The sequence below is a fragment of the Acinetobacter thutiue genome (assembly GCF_030385805.1).
In the GTDB taxonomy this organism is placed as follows: Bacteria; Pseudomonadota; Gammaproteobacteria; order Pseudomonadales; family Moraxellaceae; genus Acinetobacter; species Acinetobacter corruptisaponis.
Window position 1 is genome coordinate 35,654 of the sequence record NZ_JAUDZE010000001.1, and the last position, 15,301, is coordinate 50,954.

Here is a 15,301-nt window from a genome sequence, read left to right on the forward strand (position 1 = left end):
TATATAGGATTAATCAGCAATTAGTATTTAAAGTTTACTGATAATACTGCGCTGCGACCCTCAGCTTCTGTGGCATAGTGTGAACCATAAGCTTTGGTAAAGTAACGCTTGTCAGACAGGTTGTTTACGTTTAACTGTAAATCCACATTCTTGTTGACGTTGTAACGGGCCATTGCATCGTAGCGTACATAGCTTGGAACCCATTTTTCAGAAGTTGATGTTTTGGCACCAAACACTTTATCCATATAGGTTGCACCACTACCGACAGTGACTTGTGGCAGGACTTGGTAGGTTGTCCAAAGCGTGGCACTGTTTTTAGGAACGTTTGGTAAAGGTAAACCTTCATTTGCCTTGGCATTGTAGGCCGCTTTCACCAACTCGCTGTCCAGATAGGTATAGCCAAATGACATAGCCCATGCATCAGTGATATTACCATTCAGGCCAAGCTCAACACCGTCCACCTTGCTTTCACCAGCATTCATGGTTGTGTTGGCATCAACAGCAACACGGGTATTGGTTTTTTCAGTGCGGAAGATCGCCGCGGTTGCATTGAGTTTATTGTTCAATAAATCCCATTTTGTACCCACTTCAATGGTACGTGCCTTTTCAGGATCAAGGTCCTTGATTGCCAGAGATGGGCTTGATTCTGAAGACTCGCCTGAGTCTACTCCGACTGGAGTCGCGGAAGTTGCATAGCTGGCATAAACCGCACTATTTTCAGTTGGTTTAAATGTGATACCTGCATTATAGCTCCAGAAATCTGAATCACTGTTTACTACCGTTGGCGTTGGAAGTAGGTTAGCGCCACTCTTGTAGGTGGTTAATTCTGTTTCGAATTTATCCCAGCGTACACCTAAGTCAACCAGTAACTGGGGATTAATTTCAATGTTGTCAAAGAAATAAATACCAGTTGTTTCTGTTGTAGTATTGCTGACACGAGCATTCTTGGTAATTGTACCTAAGAATGGGTCATTTGCATTTGGATTAAGTGCATCTGTACACCAATAATGTGATGCTGCACCTTTACCAAGACCATAATAAGGATTGCTACTACATGCACCACCTGCTACTCCTACTGCGCCACCGATAGGATTATTCATTACAGGTTTGCCATCTTTATCTACAACAGGCTTACCATCTTTATCAATTTGCTGTTTTGGTTTTAAGCTATCGGTAACAAGATAAGTACCAGCATCTTTGTCTACTTTTGAATATTCGACACCTGTATTAAAACTATGTTTTAAGATGCTGGTATTGAACTTACCACGTAAGGAGAGTTGATCGCTAAAGGTATCACCATCTGTGGTACGGCTGTTTACACGACGCCAAACCCCATCACCTCCCAATTGTCCAGTCGTTGGATTTAAGAAGTTTCCTTGGGAATCATCAGGCTGTGTCCAGATGTAGTCATTTTTGGATTTATTATAGGTTGCAATATTGCTGATCGTTAGGTTTTCAGTGAGGTCATGCTCTAGTTTCAACGTCCCGATCTGATTTTCCTGTTTTTGGAAATCGCGGTCTTTCCAGCCGTAGTAAATGCCCTGTTTAACATTGATTGGCTCACCTGTACCTGCCGTGTAGTTACGCGGGTTGTTATAAGGTACGCCTGAATCAGGTTCATCATCTGTTTTAAGGTAGTAGTAACTTAAAGTCGCACGGGTTGGTGTACCTAAACCAATACTGATACTTGGCGCAATACCCGCACGTTTATATTCCGCACCGTTATCCTGACCCGCTTTATTATTTTCATGACCCATTGCCACAACACGTGCCGCAATGCCATTGCCAAAGTCTTTGTTCCCATCAAGTACAATACGACGATAGTCATCCGTACCTTGGGCGATGGTTCCCTCAATACTGTCACCCGCTTTTGCCAACTTGGAAACCAGATTGATATTACCGCTGGCATTGCCGCCACCGCCCAGGGCAGAAGAGGAGCCTTTGGTCACTTCAACCTGTTCAACAGCGAACATTTCACGGTTTTGTGAGGCGCCACTACGCACGCCATCCACATACATGGAACCCTCAGAGTTGTAACCACGAATAAATGGACGATCACCATTCGGATTACCCCCTTCACCCGCACCTAATGTGATGCCTGGTACTGTGCGCAAGGCATCCGCCAAAGTCGTCACCTGGGTATCTTCAATCAGTTGTTTTGAAATAATTGAAACTGATTTTGGTGTATCCAATAAGGGCGCAACATATTTTGTATTTGCTGAAGAATCTACTTTTAAACCTTGGGTTTGTTCTGCTTTTACATCAATGGTTGGTAATTGTGTCGCATTATTATCAGCATTTGCTACCGCTGACAGAGTAGAAAGAATTGCCGTACTGACAATTTTCTTACGGGATTTAATAAAAGACATGGTCAACCTTAATAAATGGTTACAAATGTGGAGAAATAATAGTAATTCTTATTTACATTCACAATATGAATCTAACAGTATTAATAAAGCATAAACATAATCTCCATGATGATGGAGATTATGTATTTCATTTGTTTATTTTTAAACAGCGATTATATTAATAAGAATTATTATTGTTTAATAATAATCTATTTTATAAAAAAATAAAAATAAATTTTTATATTTTGAAATTTTCATATTATATTGATTTGTCTAAATAAAACTTGGGATAAATTTTATTTTGTGGATATTTCATTGGAAAAATCTGACATTTTTTTGACATTGAGTATGCCATAATTTTAAAGTTTTAGGCTAAAGTAAGCTCGGGATGTTAAGTTTTACTTTAGATAAAATCCTAGAAAAAGCGGAAGCTTATTTGATCATAAGCCTTTATTTTGAGTGTGGATTTCTGGTATTAAATGTGAATAAAGAAAGATGAATCATACTGTTAACATGGATGAACTCGTAAAGAAGTTACGTGCTGCCAAGGTTCGTGCCACGCTGCCCCGATTATTAATTTTAAGGATACTGAGTGAATCTAATCAGGCGATGACTGCCTATGAAATTGAAAAAGCTGTGGCAGAATTAAATAGTACGCTATTTTTAACCAGTATTTATACTGTGTTAAGGTCATTGGAACAGGCGAATATTATCCAGCGTTATCATAAACCAGGTGAGCGTCAGGCTGTTTTCTCTATAGGTACACAATCGGGTTCTGTTATTTGTGAATGTATTAAGTGCAAAAAACGAATAGAAGTGGACCAACGTGAATTAGACCAAAATTTGCAGCAATTTTATCAGCAGCAACAGTTAAATGTTAAATCTTATAATTTGATTATCCAGGTTGAATGTAAGGAATGTTCCTGATTCTGGATATAAATAAGCATTGAAAAGAATAGGGCCTGTTTATATTCATAAGCTGAAAAACAGACCCTGATTTTTAGTTATTAATTTTAGGATTGATTGACCAATGGCTGTTCCACTGCAAAATTTGGTGGCGTCAGAACAGTTTTACGAATTTCACTGGAAAGTTCAGGATAATCCAGCGTGTAATGCAGGCCGCGGGATTCCTTGCGTTGCATGGCACAGCGAACAATCATCTCAGAAACAAGCACCAGATTACGCAGCTCAATCAGGTTCTTGCTCACACGGTAATCCTGATAATACTCCGTGATTTCACGTTTTAACATTTCAATACGGTGCAGGGCACGTTGTAAACGTTTGGTGGTACGCACAATTCCAACATAGTTCCACATGGTTGAACGCAATTCATCCCAGTTTTGCAGAATCACCACATCTTCATCCGCATCGGTGACTTGTGATTCATCCCACGCAGGAACCTCAGGGAATTTAAAGCCCGCATCAAATTTCTGTTCAATATCTTCCGCCGCGCTCATGCCATACACAAAGCACTCAAGTAAGGAGTTGCTCGCCATACGGTTTGCACCGTGCAAACCTGTGTAGGAGGTTTCACCAATGGCATACAAACCCGTCAAATCGGTCTGGCTGCTGGAATCCACCACCACGCCGCCACAGGTATAGTGGGCGGCAGGTACAACAGGAATCATGTCCTTGGTAATATCAATGCCAAGCTCTAGCAGGCGTGCATAGAGTGTAGGGAAGTGTTCGGTAATAAACTCTGGTGATTTATGGGTAATGTCCAGCCATACATGACGGATACCCAAACGCTTGATCTCATAGTCAATGGCACGGGCCACAATATCGCGGGGTGCAAGTTCGGCCCGTTCATCAAAACGCAGCATAAAACGTTCACCATCAGGTAAACGTAGATAGGCTCCTTCTCCACGCATTGCTTCAGTAATCAGGAACGAACGTGCTTTGGGATGGTATAAACAGGTTGGGTGGAACTGGTTAAATTCCATATTGGCAACACGGCAACCCGCACGATAGGCCATTGCAATACCATCACCTGTCGCGATGTCAGGGTTCGAGGTATATAGATAGGCTTTCATTGCCCCACCACATGCTAGAGCGGTGAAAGGGGCCAGAAAAGTATGAACCTGTTCAGCACTTTCATCCAGGGCATATAAGCCAATGGCACGGTTAGGCTGGTTCTGGTGGCCAAGTTTATGCAAGGTGATCAGGTCAATTGCAATGTAATTTTCAAAAATGGTGATGTTGTCGCGTTCCTTGGCGCGTTCAACCAATGTGGTTGAAATTGCTTTGCCTGTTGCATCCGCTGAATGGATGATACGGCGTTGTGAGTGACCCCCTTCACGGGTAAGGTGTAATTGCTCATCATCATCCAGTGTGAACTGCACACCTTGTTTCAGCAGGAAGTCAACAGAGGGTTTGCCACCCTCAACGGTGTGTTTGACTGCATCCATTTCACATAAATGTGCGCCTGCAATCATAGTGTCACTAATGTGTTGTTGAATGGAATCAGTCTCGTCCAGTACCGCAGCAACACCGCCCTGAGCATAAAAGGTACTGGCTTCCGTGAGCGCCGCCTTTGCCAAAATTGCAATGTTGTAATGACTTGGTAAAGAGAGTGCGAGGCTTAGGCCCGCACCACCACTGCCTACAATAATCACATCAAAATGGTGAATTGTTTCTAAATCAGGCATGACGATCTGCTTCATTTTCAAACGTTCGCTAATGACAACGCTTTTTAATGAAAAAGGCAAGTGCCAATCTGCCTAGAATTGCTCAATTTTTTTGCGAATAAAATACTTTTAATCAAAGTTATTGGAATATAAAACAGACAAAAAGGGTCAGAATTAAAAATAAATTGGTAAAAAATGATGAGTTTTCTTTTTGAAAGTTTAAAGGTTTTTTACCTTTTATTTCGACAATGGAGGATCGAGAACAGGAGATACCAGAATATGAGATGGTTTTTTTGATCAAATGGAGATTTTTAAAATATAAACCTTTCATTATAAATGGAAAATTTAAATAAAAATAAAACATAAAATACTGAAAATGAATTGTCAAAAAATAATCTATATCTATCAATGAGCTTTTCATGCTCTTCTGTTAATTTTTAAAAAGAATGCTAACAACTTCACATAATTGGTGAGGTGTGAGACGTATTCTTATGTGATCTCCAAGGACAAAATAATTTATTTTTTGCGTTTGAAAAGGAAGACTTTTTATGAAAATTAAACATTTAGCGTTGGCATTTGTTGCGATGGGTGCAGCAAATATGGCAATGGCAGATACAGGAACAATTAACTTTACTGGACAGGTTATTCAGGATTCTTGTGCAACCGCCTTAACAGGTGGGGCAAGCGCAACGGCAGTGACTTTGGCGACGGTAAACAGAACTGCTTTGGCTACAGCTGGAGATACGGCGAATGAAACTGCATTTTCACTGGATGTAACGGGTTGTGAAGGTGCTGATGCCCGTGGTGTACATTTTACCCTCACGCCTGCGAGCTTTGATACAACGAATAATAGCTTGATTGCCAATACAGGTACGGCCACCAATGTTGGGATTGAAATTGCAAGAGGAACAATAGGTTCATCTACACCATATGCATTTGCTGGTGCGGCAGCAAGTTCAGGTAATGTGGCTATTACAGGCGCTACAGCAGGTACTGGTTCGTTACCACTCACTGCCAAATATAAGGCAACAGGTAATGCAACAGCAGGTACTGTATTGGCAGCACTCGGCTGGACCTTGGTTTATGATTGATTTTTACACAAGCGCGTAACTTGCTGAACATCACTTGCCATACCCCTTGAACCGTTTCGATATGGCAAGTGATCCTATTACCTTATTGATGGTGTTAATCAGGATAAGACTCAAGGAATAGAGGAATGATCATGATTCGATATATGGTGCTTGCTTTTCTGCTGTTTTGCCAGATGTTCGGGATAACAATGGCGTATGCGGGAGTCACAATGGCAGGGACGCGTGTCGTTTTTCCTGCGGAAAGCAAAGACCAGTCACTTCAGTTTAGTAATAAAGACAATCTGCCTTTTTTAGTGCAGATCTGGGTTGATCAAGGGAATGATCAATCCACCCCTGAAACGGCAGATGCACCATTTATGGTGAATCCACAGGTGTTTCGGATTAATCCACAAGCAGGGCAAACCGCACGGTTATTCTATACAGGTGATGGTCAATTACCCAAAGACCGTGAATCGATTTATTACCTAAATTTCAAGCAAATTCCAGCCATGAGCAAGGATGCGGTTGACCAGAATAAGCTGGTCTTAATTGTCAAAAACCGTTTTAAAATTTTTTATCGCCCTAAAACGATTGTGGGCAAGGTTGAGGATGTACCAAAACAATTACGTTATCGCCTACAGCAGGATGCAAAAGGTATCTGGTTACAGATTAATAATCCAACAGGCTATTACGCAAATTTAACCCAGGCCTTTATCAAGGTAGGTGAGCAAACCACCGAAATGCCAATTGGTATGGTTGCGCCAAAGTCCAGCGAAAAATGGCTGGTACAGAAAAACATGACCCATACAGCCTCGGCAACCGTTACGGTGACTCTGGTAACAGATTACGGCGCATACACCAAGTATGACCTTATTGCACAACCATAATAATTTAAAAAAGGAAGTATTACATGGAACGGTATACGCCCCTTTTTCGTCTTTCATATCTGGCGGCTTTGGTCAGTGGTATTTTATTGCAGACAGTACAGGCACAGGTGATGGCATCTGTTTCTGAAGACACAACTGATAGGGAAGTGAAAACGGATCACAGTACGAAGCAACAGGAAGAGTATGCTTTTGATCCCAACCTGTTTAAGGGGAGTGGTTTAACACCCAGTATGATTGAACGTTTTAATCATGCTGATCAGGTTGAGGCAGGAATGTATAAAGTTGATATTTATATCAACGGACGTTTTTTTGAACGGGGCAATATCAGGTTTGAAAAAGATGAACAGAATAAACAAGGTGCTGTTGCATGCTTAAATGCTGATTTAATTGAGCGAGCAGGTATTTTAGGGGATATGGATTATCGGCAGCAGCACAAGGAAAATACCCAGGTTCAGTCAGCACAATGTTTAACACTGGCACAAGTCGCAACTGGAAGTGTCAGCTCTTTTGATTTTTCAAACCTGCGCCTGGATTTAACCGTACCACAAAGTTTAATGAAAAATTTACCCCGTGGTTATGTCAATCCCTCAGAACTGGACGTAGGCACCAGCATTGGTTTTATTAACTATATGGGGAACTATTACTACACAGAGAGCCGTTTAGGTAATCATCTCAATAATGAATCCGCATTTCTGAGTTTAAATGGTGGGATCAATATTGGAAAATGGCAGTATCGCCAGCAGTCCAATCTATCGATGAATGATGATCATGAAACCACATGGCAGAATATCCGTAGTTATGTCCAGCGCCCGATTGAGCAGCTACAGTCACAACTCACTCTGGGGCAGTTATATACCTCAGGCCGATTTTTTTCAGGGTTGGCGTTTAAAGGATTAAATTTGGCAACAGATGAGCGTATGCGTCCAGAATCATTGCGTGGTTATGCGCCTGTGATTCGGGGAACAGCGCAAAGTAATGCTAAAGTTTCAGTTCAGCAAAATGGTCGGGATATTTATCAGATCACTGTTGCGCCAGGACCCTTTGAAATTACTGATCTTTATCCAACTAACTACAATGGCAACTTGACAGTTGTGGTGACTGAGGCGGATGGTTCAACCCATTCCACGGAAATTCCCTATGCTGCCGTTCCAACATCATTACGTGAGGGGATCTCCAACTACAGTTTTTCAGCAGGAAAAACTGACCAGAACATGGGTTTGAATAGTTATTTTGCCGACCTAAATTATGAATATGGTGTGAATAACCTGATTACCCTCAACAGTGGATTGCGAATTGCGGATGATTATCAGGCAATGGCTTTGGGCAATGTATTGGGTGGACGTTATGGTGCAATTGGTTCAAATATTAGCTATTCCAGAGCGAAACTCCCCACAGACAATAATGACTATGTTGATGGCTGGATGGCTGATTTAACCTATAGCAAGACTCTGACACCCACTCAGACCACCTTTTCATTGGCAAGTTACCGTTACTCAACCAGTGGCTATCGCGACTTAAATGATGTTTTGGGAATCAGGCAGGCTTGGCAGGATGGTGTGGTTTATACATCCTCTACCTATTTGCAGCGTTCGCGTTTTCAGGTCAGTATGAGCCAGCCATTGGGGCGCTATGGTTCCTTTTATGTGACAGGTTCAACTCAGGATTATCGAGATGGACGTGATCGGGATACCTCTTTACAGTTGGGCTATAACAAGAACTTTGGCATTTTGAGTATGCACCTGACCTATACCCGTCAGAAAATCCATACCCTTAATAATGGCGTACTTAAGGAAGAACGTTTTGACAACTTTGGTGGCTTATCCATCAATATGCCTTTAGGCCGTTCCCGCAATGTCATGACACCAAATCTCAATGCCAATTATAACCGTAGCAATGATATGGATAATTATCAGGTGGGTGTCAGTGGGGCGTTGGATCAGGACTATAGTTTAAGCTACAACGTGGGCATGAATGGCATGGGGAATGATCAGCAAACCTACAATGCGGGCTTATACAAACGTTTCTCTAATATTCAGCTTGGACTAAATACAGCCTATAGTGATCAATACTGGCAAGGCTCAGTCAATGCCAGCGGTGCGATGGCAGTTCACTCGGGCGGCATCACACTCGGGCAATATGTGGGAGACACCTTTGCCCTGATTGAGGCAAAGGATGCCACAGGTGCAAAAATTGTCAGTGCGCCAACCAGCAAAATTGACCGTTTTGGCTATGCGCTTTTACCAAGTGTCAGTCCATATCGTTACAACACGATTGCACTTGATCCGCAGGGCATGTCTGGTGATGTGGAATTGGAGGGCGGTGAACAACGGATCGCCCCTTATGCAGGTGCAGCGGTTAAGGTTAAATTTAAAACCCGTCGTGGTTATAGTGTACTCATTCAAAGTAGACTTGCAGATGGACAAATCATTCCAATGGGAGCCGATGTCCTGAAAGATACAGGCGAAGTGATTGGGATGGTGGGTCAAAACGGACAGGTCTATGTACGTGTAGAACAGCAGCAGGGTCAACTGACTTTACGTTGGGGGACTGATGCTGGACAAAGCTGTCAGCTTCCATACCAGCTTGATGCCCAACAGCTTGGGCAACCATTGATTAAACTACAGGCAACATGTACGTTTGGGGAATAATAATGAAAAAAATAGACATTTTAAAATTGATCACGTTGGCAATATGCTGCTGTAGTGGGAAACAGGTATGGGCAGCTTGCCAACAGGTAGATTGGCAAACTGGCGTTTATTACACAGGTTTTTCAAACTCAAGGCCCATTACCCAGACAGAAGATGGCCATGCCGCCAAGATTCGGGTGGGTAATATTCATCTTATGGATATTGCCATCCAGCCTATAGGCAGTGTTCTGGCTCAGGCCTCTGTACCACCTACAGAATATAAAATCCGTAATGCCAATGAAAATAGCCTGCTCTGGGCATGTACTCCTGGAACGGATATGTCCAAAATCCGTTTCCTGACCTCTGTTAATGGAGATGATCGGGTTGGTGGTTTTTTTCCTGTCAATCCCAGTGATGCTGGTGGGCAGACTAACGTATTTTATACTTGGTTTGCTGGTGTAGGGATTCGCCAGGTGATGAATGGGGTGACTTTAGCACCGCAATGGACTGAGCTGCCTATACAGTATGAAACGGGAACGGGTGGAACGAGCGCTGGAAAAGACGTTTGTCAAAATGGTTGGCATTGTATCCGTTTAAAACATCTACCCATTTTACAGTTTGAATTGGTTCGGGTGGCTGGTTTGCCACCTTATAGCACCAGCACAGGTGGAACACATAACAAGTGGTGTACAGACCAGACGCCAACTTCTGGCGTAACGGGGGATTTAAGGGATTTAGGCCAGTCAGGTAATTATAACTGTGCGCAACCTTCATCTTACATTACCTTGGGCCATACAGGTTCGGCACATACGGGAGGCTCTGACAGTGGTGACGATCTGGTGAGTTTCCCACATGATACTGTGGGTGTGACCCATGGTTATGATGGTTCAACATATCGTTTCTGGGGAGCGGATAATGGTTTTGGCTATACCTTATATAATGCGGCCTACCTGATTAATGACAGTGTTGCCTGCAAATTAAAGACAGTAACACCAACCATTGACTTTAATGCCACCACTACCGCTGCTTTAAATAGTGGAAGTATTGTCAGTCGAAGTTTTGCTGTGGATGTCGACTGTCATGATGGCGTGCTTTCAGGCAGTAAATCAGGAACAGCTTCAGGAAAAATCGCGATAGGTATACAACCCTCACAGCAGGCTTATAATGCAGCGAAGAATTATTCGGCTGTCTCGTTGGTAAATGGTAATAATGGAGTGGTGGCATTACTGGACAATAGTTATGGTGCCACAGGTGTTGCCCAAAATGTGGGCATTTATATTAAATATCAGGGTGCAGGCAGTTACCTGACATTGCTTGGGCAACCAGGCGCAACTGGAACATTGCTTCAAACTACACGAGATGTCTATAACTCGACTTGTGGGCCGTCAAATAATCAAGTGTGTTACCCAGCTGTCACCTATCCACAGGGGAATACAGCAGGTTGGTATCCAGTCTTGAATCCTGGTTACTTTAGCAATATTGGTACGCCTTTGACTGGATATACAACTTACCGCACAAATTATATGGCTGACCTTAAACGTATTACAGGCGCGCCTCCAGTCACTGCTGGAACGATCAACTCAACAGCATATGTGGTTGTTAAAATCCAATGAAATGGTTGAATCTTATTATTCCGCCACTACTTGTGCTATTGCAAAGTAGTATGGGCTATGCAGGATTTGCAACCTCATCAAGCCGTATCATCTACACTGAGGGAGAACGGGAACGTTCCCTCATTCTGTCGAATATCAATGATTATCCAATTATTGCCCAAACCTGGGTGGATGATGGGCAGGGTAATCCTGATCAGGCAAATGCTCCGTTTGTTGTGCTTCCAGCAGTATTTAAAATGCAACCCAAAGCCATTCAAGCCTTACGTATTGTACAAAATGGCAGCACCATGCCACAGGACCGAGAAACTGTTTTCTGGTTAAATCTATATGAAATTCCAGGTAAAACCAAAGAGCACATGAAGCCTCTGGAACCCAACCAGGCTCGTCTGGACTTGGCAATGAATACCCAGCTCAAGGTGTTTTATCGACCTAAAAGCCTCCCTAAGATGGAATTAAGGCAAATTGCTGAACAACTGCATTTTTCCTTGCAGCAACAACAAGGGCAATGGCATTTAACCTGCCAGAATCCAACACCCTACAATGTCTCATTTGCAGGTCTTACAGTTGTACAGGGAGAGCAGGATGTTCAGGTTCCGCAGGATATGGATATGATGACGAAAGCATTAAGCCAACGGGCTTATTTATTACCCAGTGATTTTAATATTATTCAACCTGATAGAATAATATTTTCCTTAATAGCTGACGAGGGCAAAACTTACCAAGGTGAATTTGATTATAAACTAGGTAAAATAAAACTGGAGTTTTAGCTACATTTTATAAAGGGAAATATCTATTATTGTCGTTTCTCCATTTTAAAGGTGTTTCTCCTGACCAAGTTTTAAATGCCCGCTGAAAAACACTTTGTTCTGAATAACCGAGTAAATCAGAAATTTCATTAATACTTAGTTCAATATTGCTTAGATATTTCTTGGCCAGATCATATCTAACATCATTAAGAATATCATTAAATGTATAACCATATTCGTGAAGTGATTCTCTTAAGTTTTTAATGCTTAAACCCATCTGGTCAGCAATAATATCAATGTTTATTTTCTTGTTTTTTAAACTGCTAATAATACAGATTCTTATTTTTTGTTCGAACTGATTATAAGATGAAAGTTTATTTAATAGAGTATCTGCCTGTTTTTGTAATAACTTATGCAAAAATGGATCAGTTTTAGGGAGTGAAATATTTTTAACCTTAGTAACGGAAAAACATACGGATGTGACGGCTGCGTTAAAATAAACAGGGCACTTAAAAAAATCATTATATTTTGATATGTTATCTGGTTTTTCGTAAATAAAGTGTACACTTTTGAGCGGAAGTTCTTGTGGGGTGATAGCATGCCGAACAATATTGATGAGTAGGGAGATTGCATTTTCATCAACTAACAATCCTGGTCTGGCAATATAATCACCCCAGCTAAACTCAATCTCATTGTCTTCTATTTGAAAGTGCATAAAGTTAAAATCATAAGCTAAACGTCCATAATGAATAAATTCTGGTACAGCTTCAAATAATGTTGGTTTGGTAAAAGATAGATAAGAAACAATCCCTGCATAAGGAGGTTGAATGAAATTGGCAATTTCTAAACCTAGGGCAGGAATATCGGTTTGTAACCTAATTTTCTCTAGAATATAACACCAAACATTAAATGGAATCCGTTCATCCATTTCATATAAAAAACATTCATTTGGTACTTGAAGATTATGGGCTTTACAGAAGTCAATTATCATTAGTGCTAAGGAGGCACATACAGAGCCCTGATTTAATTTGTTTTCAAACATTTATTGCCTCCTTGCAATCTTATAATTGTTATTTTATACGAAAAACATGAATTAATTAACACTAATAAAACATATCTCTACTGAACTTGAAATATTTTTTTAATTATTTTTTAAGATATCTTTTATAAAAAGTAAAGTAGCATATAAATGTGAGTGGACTTGTCTCCACAATTTATCCATATTTTGTCATTCTATTTCGTTGTATGCCTTGAAAATATAAACATATTTTTACGAAAAGAATGCTGGGGTTATGATAAAAACATAATCTTGAATTTTATTTGATCATCAGTATGTAGGTTCTTGCTTCATGAAAAGTCGCTATTTACAACAAGGAATGTATGCTGCGGTATTTACGGTGGCAGCTGCTCAAGTCAATGCTGCGTCGCCAGTGGATTTTTCTAGTCTCGTTGAGCAGGTTAGCCCTGCTGTGGTGAGTGTCAATGTTGTGAAGAAAATGACTCAGGAAGAGTTGTTGCAGCAACAGGTTCCCGAAATTCTACGTCGTTTTTTTGGTAATCAGGTGATTGTTCCCCAACAGCAGGGACCACAGGAAAAAACAGCTTATGGTAGCGCATTCTTTATCAGTAAGGATGGCTATCTATTAACCAACCGTCATGTGATTGACGATGCGTCACGTATTACCATTACCTTAAATGACCGCCGCGAGCTTGATGCAACCCTGGTTGGAAGTGATGAGCGCACTGATATTGCCTTGTTAAAAGTGAATGGCGCGAGTTTCCCTGAATTGAGAATTGGTGATTCAAATCAGCTAAAAGTGGGTGAACCTGTGTTGGCAATAGGTTCTCCTTTTGGCTTTGATTATTCAGCATCGGCAGGTATTGTCAGTGCCAAATCACGTAATATGAGTGGTGAAACATCAGTTCCATTTATTCAGACTGATGCAGCCTTAAACCCAGGTAACTCTGGTGGACCATTGTTTAACCAGCGTGGTGAGGTAGTGGGTGTAAACTCGCGTATCTTTAGTGGTACGGGTGGTTATATGGGCTTGTCATTCTCTATCCCAATTGATGTAGCGATGGATGTTGTGCAGCAGTTGAAAACCAATGGCAAGGTAACGCGTTCTTATTTGGGGGTGATGTTGCAGGATATTGACCGCAACTTGGCCGATGCCTATAAACTGCCAAAACCAGAAGGCTCATTGATTAATCAGGTTTCACCAAAATCTCCTGCCGAAAAAGCAGGCCTAAAACCAGGTGATGTCATTTTAAAACTGGATGGCAATAGCATTAGCCGTACCAGTGACCTGATTTATCGCTTAAACCGTATTGCACCAAACCAGACCATCCAACTCGAAGTTCTGAGAGATGATAAGATCCGTACAATTTCTGCGACTTTAAGTGTGGCGCCAGATGATACACCTGCGGCTGAGGATAAAAACAATCCAACCAATGGTCTGGGTATGAATATCCGAGACCTAACGGAAGCTGAACAAAGCCGTTTAAATGTTAATGGTGGTACTCTAGTCCGTGAGGTGAAGCGTGGTGGTTTGGCTTCATTATCGAATCTGGTTGCGGGGGATGTGATTGTACAAGTCAACAGCACACCTGTTGCCAATAGTCAGGCATTTGCCAAGGCAATTGCAGCATTGCCAAAAAATAGTGTGGCCCGTATTGTGATTGTCCGTCAGGGGCAACGTGCAATTGTCGGTTTACGTCTTCAGTAATTCATCTTGATTTTTAAAACCACTCCTCATTGGAGTGGTTTTTATTTTGTAATGACGATGGGTTTAGACTAGTGTATGCAACGAAACTTTAACTAATGAAATATCAGGACAATGAGTACCATTTTTGATTTAAAAATACAGGTTCAGCCAGCACATATTGATGTACTTGGTCATGTCAACAATGTGATTTATATCCAGTGGATGCAAGATGTTGCTGAGGCGCATATCGAAGCATTGGGTTTGGGGCTGGCACAATATCTGGAACTCAAACATGCGATGGTCGCGGTTGAACATCATGTGCAATATCGTAAGGCTGCACTTGAGGGAGAGGACGTCATTTTAAGGACATGGCTTGATGATATTAATGCATTATATTCTTTTCGCCAGTATGCATTTTATCGTCCCAAGGATCAAAGTATCCTGTTTGTTGGCAACACTAAATGGGCCTGTATTGAAATTGCCACAGGTCGTCCCAAACGCATGTCACCAAGTTTTACCCATGCCTATCAGCCCATTTCAGCCGATATAGATCCAATGGATTTTTCAATTTCCTATGCTGTTATAGAGTGAATCAAGCTGTTGCGTGAACCATGAAGCCTTTAAATGAAACTCATTATTTTGGATACTTTGAAAAGCTGTTCTGTTATAATCGGCAAC

The 15,301-nt window shown here is 41.5% G+C and carries 11 protein-coding genes; 8 read left to right on the plus strand and 3 right to left on the minus strand.

Features of this window, described 5'->3' with window-relative positions; translation table 11 throughout:
- Nucleotides 1-20: 20 nt before the first annotated feature.
- Nucleotides 21-2,369 (minus strand): TonB-dependent receptor, encoded by a 2,349-nt coding sequence (locus QTA56_RS00205; protein WP_267978960.1) that lies wholly within the window; start codon nt 2,367-2,369, stop codon nt 21-23.
- Between the two features lie 474 nt (nt 2,370-2,843).
- Here QTA56_RS00205 and QTA56_RS00210 point away from each other — a divergent pair, with 474 nt between their 5' ends.
- Nucleotides 2,844-3,275, plus strand: coding sequence for a transcriptional repressor (locus QTA56_RS00210; RefSeq protein ID WP_267978961.1), 432 nt, complete (start codon nt 2,844-2,846; stop codon nt 3,273-3,275).
- Nucleotides 3,276-3,361: 86 nt separating this feature from the next.
- Here QTA56_RS00210 and nadB read toward each other — a convergent pair whose 3' ends face one another.
- The gene (gene nadB, locus QTA56_RS00215; RefSeq protein WP_267980004.1) at nt 3,362-5,002 is read right to left on the minus strand and encodes an L-aspartate oxidase; all 1,641 of its coding nucleotides are present in this window, start codon (nt 5,000-5,002) and stop codon (nt 3,362-3,364) included.
- 521 nt (nt 5,003-5,523) lie between these two features.
- Here nadB and QTA56_RS00220 point away from each other — a divergent pair.
- The 5 genes from QTA56_RS00220 to QTA56_RS00240 all read left to right on the plus strand — a co-directional run bounded on the left by QTA56_RS00220 (nt 5,524) and on the right by QTA56_RS00240 (nt 11,939).
- Nucleotides 5,524-6,066 carry a fimbrial protein gene (locus QTA56_RS00220; protein ID WP_267978962.1) on the plus strand — a complete coding sequence of 181 codons (543 nt, stop codon included), beginning with the start codon at nt 5,524-5,526 and terminating at the stop codon, nt 6,064-6,066.
- Between the two features lie 125 nt (nt 6,067-6,191).
- Complete coding sequence (locus tag QTA56_RS00225; RefSeq protein ID WP_267978963.1) at nt 6,192-6,932, plus strand: fimbrial biogenesis chaperone; 741 nt, start codon at nt 6,192-6,194, stop codon at nt 6,930-6,932.
- A gap of 23 nt (nt 6,933-6,955) precedes the next feature.
- Complete coding sequence (locus tag QTA56_RS00230) at nt 6,956-9,580, plus strand: fimbria/pilus outer membrane usher protein (protein ID WP_267978964.1); 2,625 nt, start codon at nt 6,956-6,958, stop codon at nt 9,578-9,580.
- 2 nt (nt 9,581-9,582) lie between these two features.
- Entirely contained in the window at nt 9,583-11,172 is a 1,590-nt protein-coding gene (locus QTA56_RS00235) for a fimbrial protein (RefSeq protein WP_267978965.1), read from the plus strand.
- Nucleotides 11,169-11,939, plus strand: a complete 771-nt coding sequence (locus QTA56_RS00240) for a fimbrial biogenesis chaperone (RefSeq protein ID WP_267978966.1) — start codon at nt 11,169-11,171, stop codon at nt 11,937-11,939. Before QTA56_RS00235 ends, QTA56_RS00240 begins: the two co-directional genes overlap by 4 nt.
- 7 nt (nt 11,940-11,946) lie before the next feature.
- On the opposite strand, the gene QTA56_RS00245 is transcribed toward QTA56_RS00240, so the two are convergent.
- Nucleotides 11,947-12,960 carry an AraC family transcriptional regulator gene (locus QTA56_RS00245; RefSeq protein ID WP_267978967.1) on the minus strand — a complete coding sequence of 338 codons (1,014 nt, stop codon included), beginning with the start codon at nt 12,958-12,960 and terminating at the stop codon, nt 11,947-11,949.
- Nucleotides 12,961-13,267: 307 nt separating this feature from the next.
- On the opposite strand from QTA56_RS00245, the gene QTA56_RS00250 reads away from it, so the two are divergent.
- Nucleotides 13,268-14,644: a Do family serine endopeptidase gene (locus tag QTA56_RS00250; protein WP_267978968.1), complete on the plus strand. Its 1,377-nt coding sequence runs from the start codon at nt 13,268-13,270 to the stop codon at nt 14,642-14,644.
- Between the two features lie 111 nt (nt 14,645-14,755).
- Nucleotides 14,756-15,214, plus strand: a complete 459-nt coding sequence (locus QTA56_RS00255) for an acyl-CoA thioesterase (protein ID WP_267978969.1) — start codon at nt 14,756-14,758, stop codon at nt 15,212-15,214.
- Nucleotides 15,215-15,301: the final 87 nt, after the last annotated feature.

Coding starts and splice junctions, on each gene's coding strand:
- QTA56_RS00245 (WP_267978967.1), bottom strand. CDS start 12,960: ATGTTTGAAAACAAATTAAATCAGGGCTCTGTATGTGCCTCCTTAGCA.
- QTA56_RS00240 (WP_267978966.1), top strand. CDS start 11,169: ATGAAATGGTTGAATCTTATTATTCCGCCACTACTTGTGCTATTGCAA.
- QTA56_RS00225 (WP_267978963.1), top strand. CDS start 6,192: ATGATCATGATTCGATATATGGTGCTTGCTTTTCTGCTGTTTTGCCAG.
- QTA56_RS00210 (WP_267978961.1), top strand. CDS start 2,844: ATGAATCATACTGTTAACATGGATGAACTCGTAAAGAAGTTACGTGCT.
- QTA56_RS00220 (WP_267978962.1), top strand. CDS start 5,524: ATGAAAATTAAACATTTAGCGTTGGCATTTGTTGCGATGGGTGCAGCA.
- QTA56_RS00235 (WP_267978965.1), top strand. CDS start 9,583: ATGAAAAAAATAGACATTTTAAAATTGATCACGTTGGCAATATGCTGC.
- QTA56_RS00255 (WP_267978969.1), top strand. CDS start 14,756: ATGAGTACCATTTTTGATTTAAAAATACAGGTTCAGCCAGCACATATT.
- QTA56_RS00205 (WP_267978960.1), bottom strand. CDS start 2,369: ATGTCTTTTATTAAATCCCGTAAGAAAATTGTCAGTACGGCAATTCTT.
- QTA56_RS00250 (WP_267978968.1), top strand. CDS start 13,268: ATGAAAAGTCGCTATTTACAACAAGGAATGTATGCTGCGGTATTTACG.
- QTA56_RS00230 (WP_267978964.1), top strand. CDS start 6,956: ATGGAACGGTATACGCCCCTTTTTCGTCTTTCATATCTGGCGGCTTTG.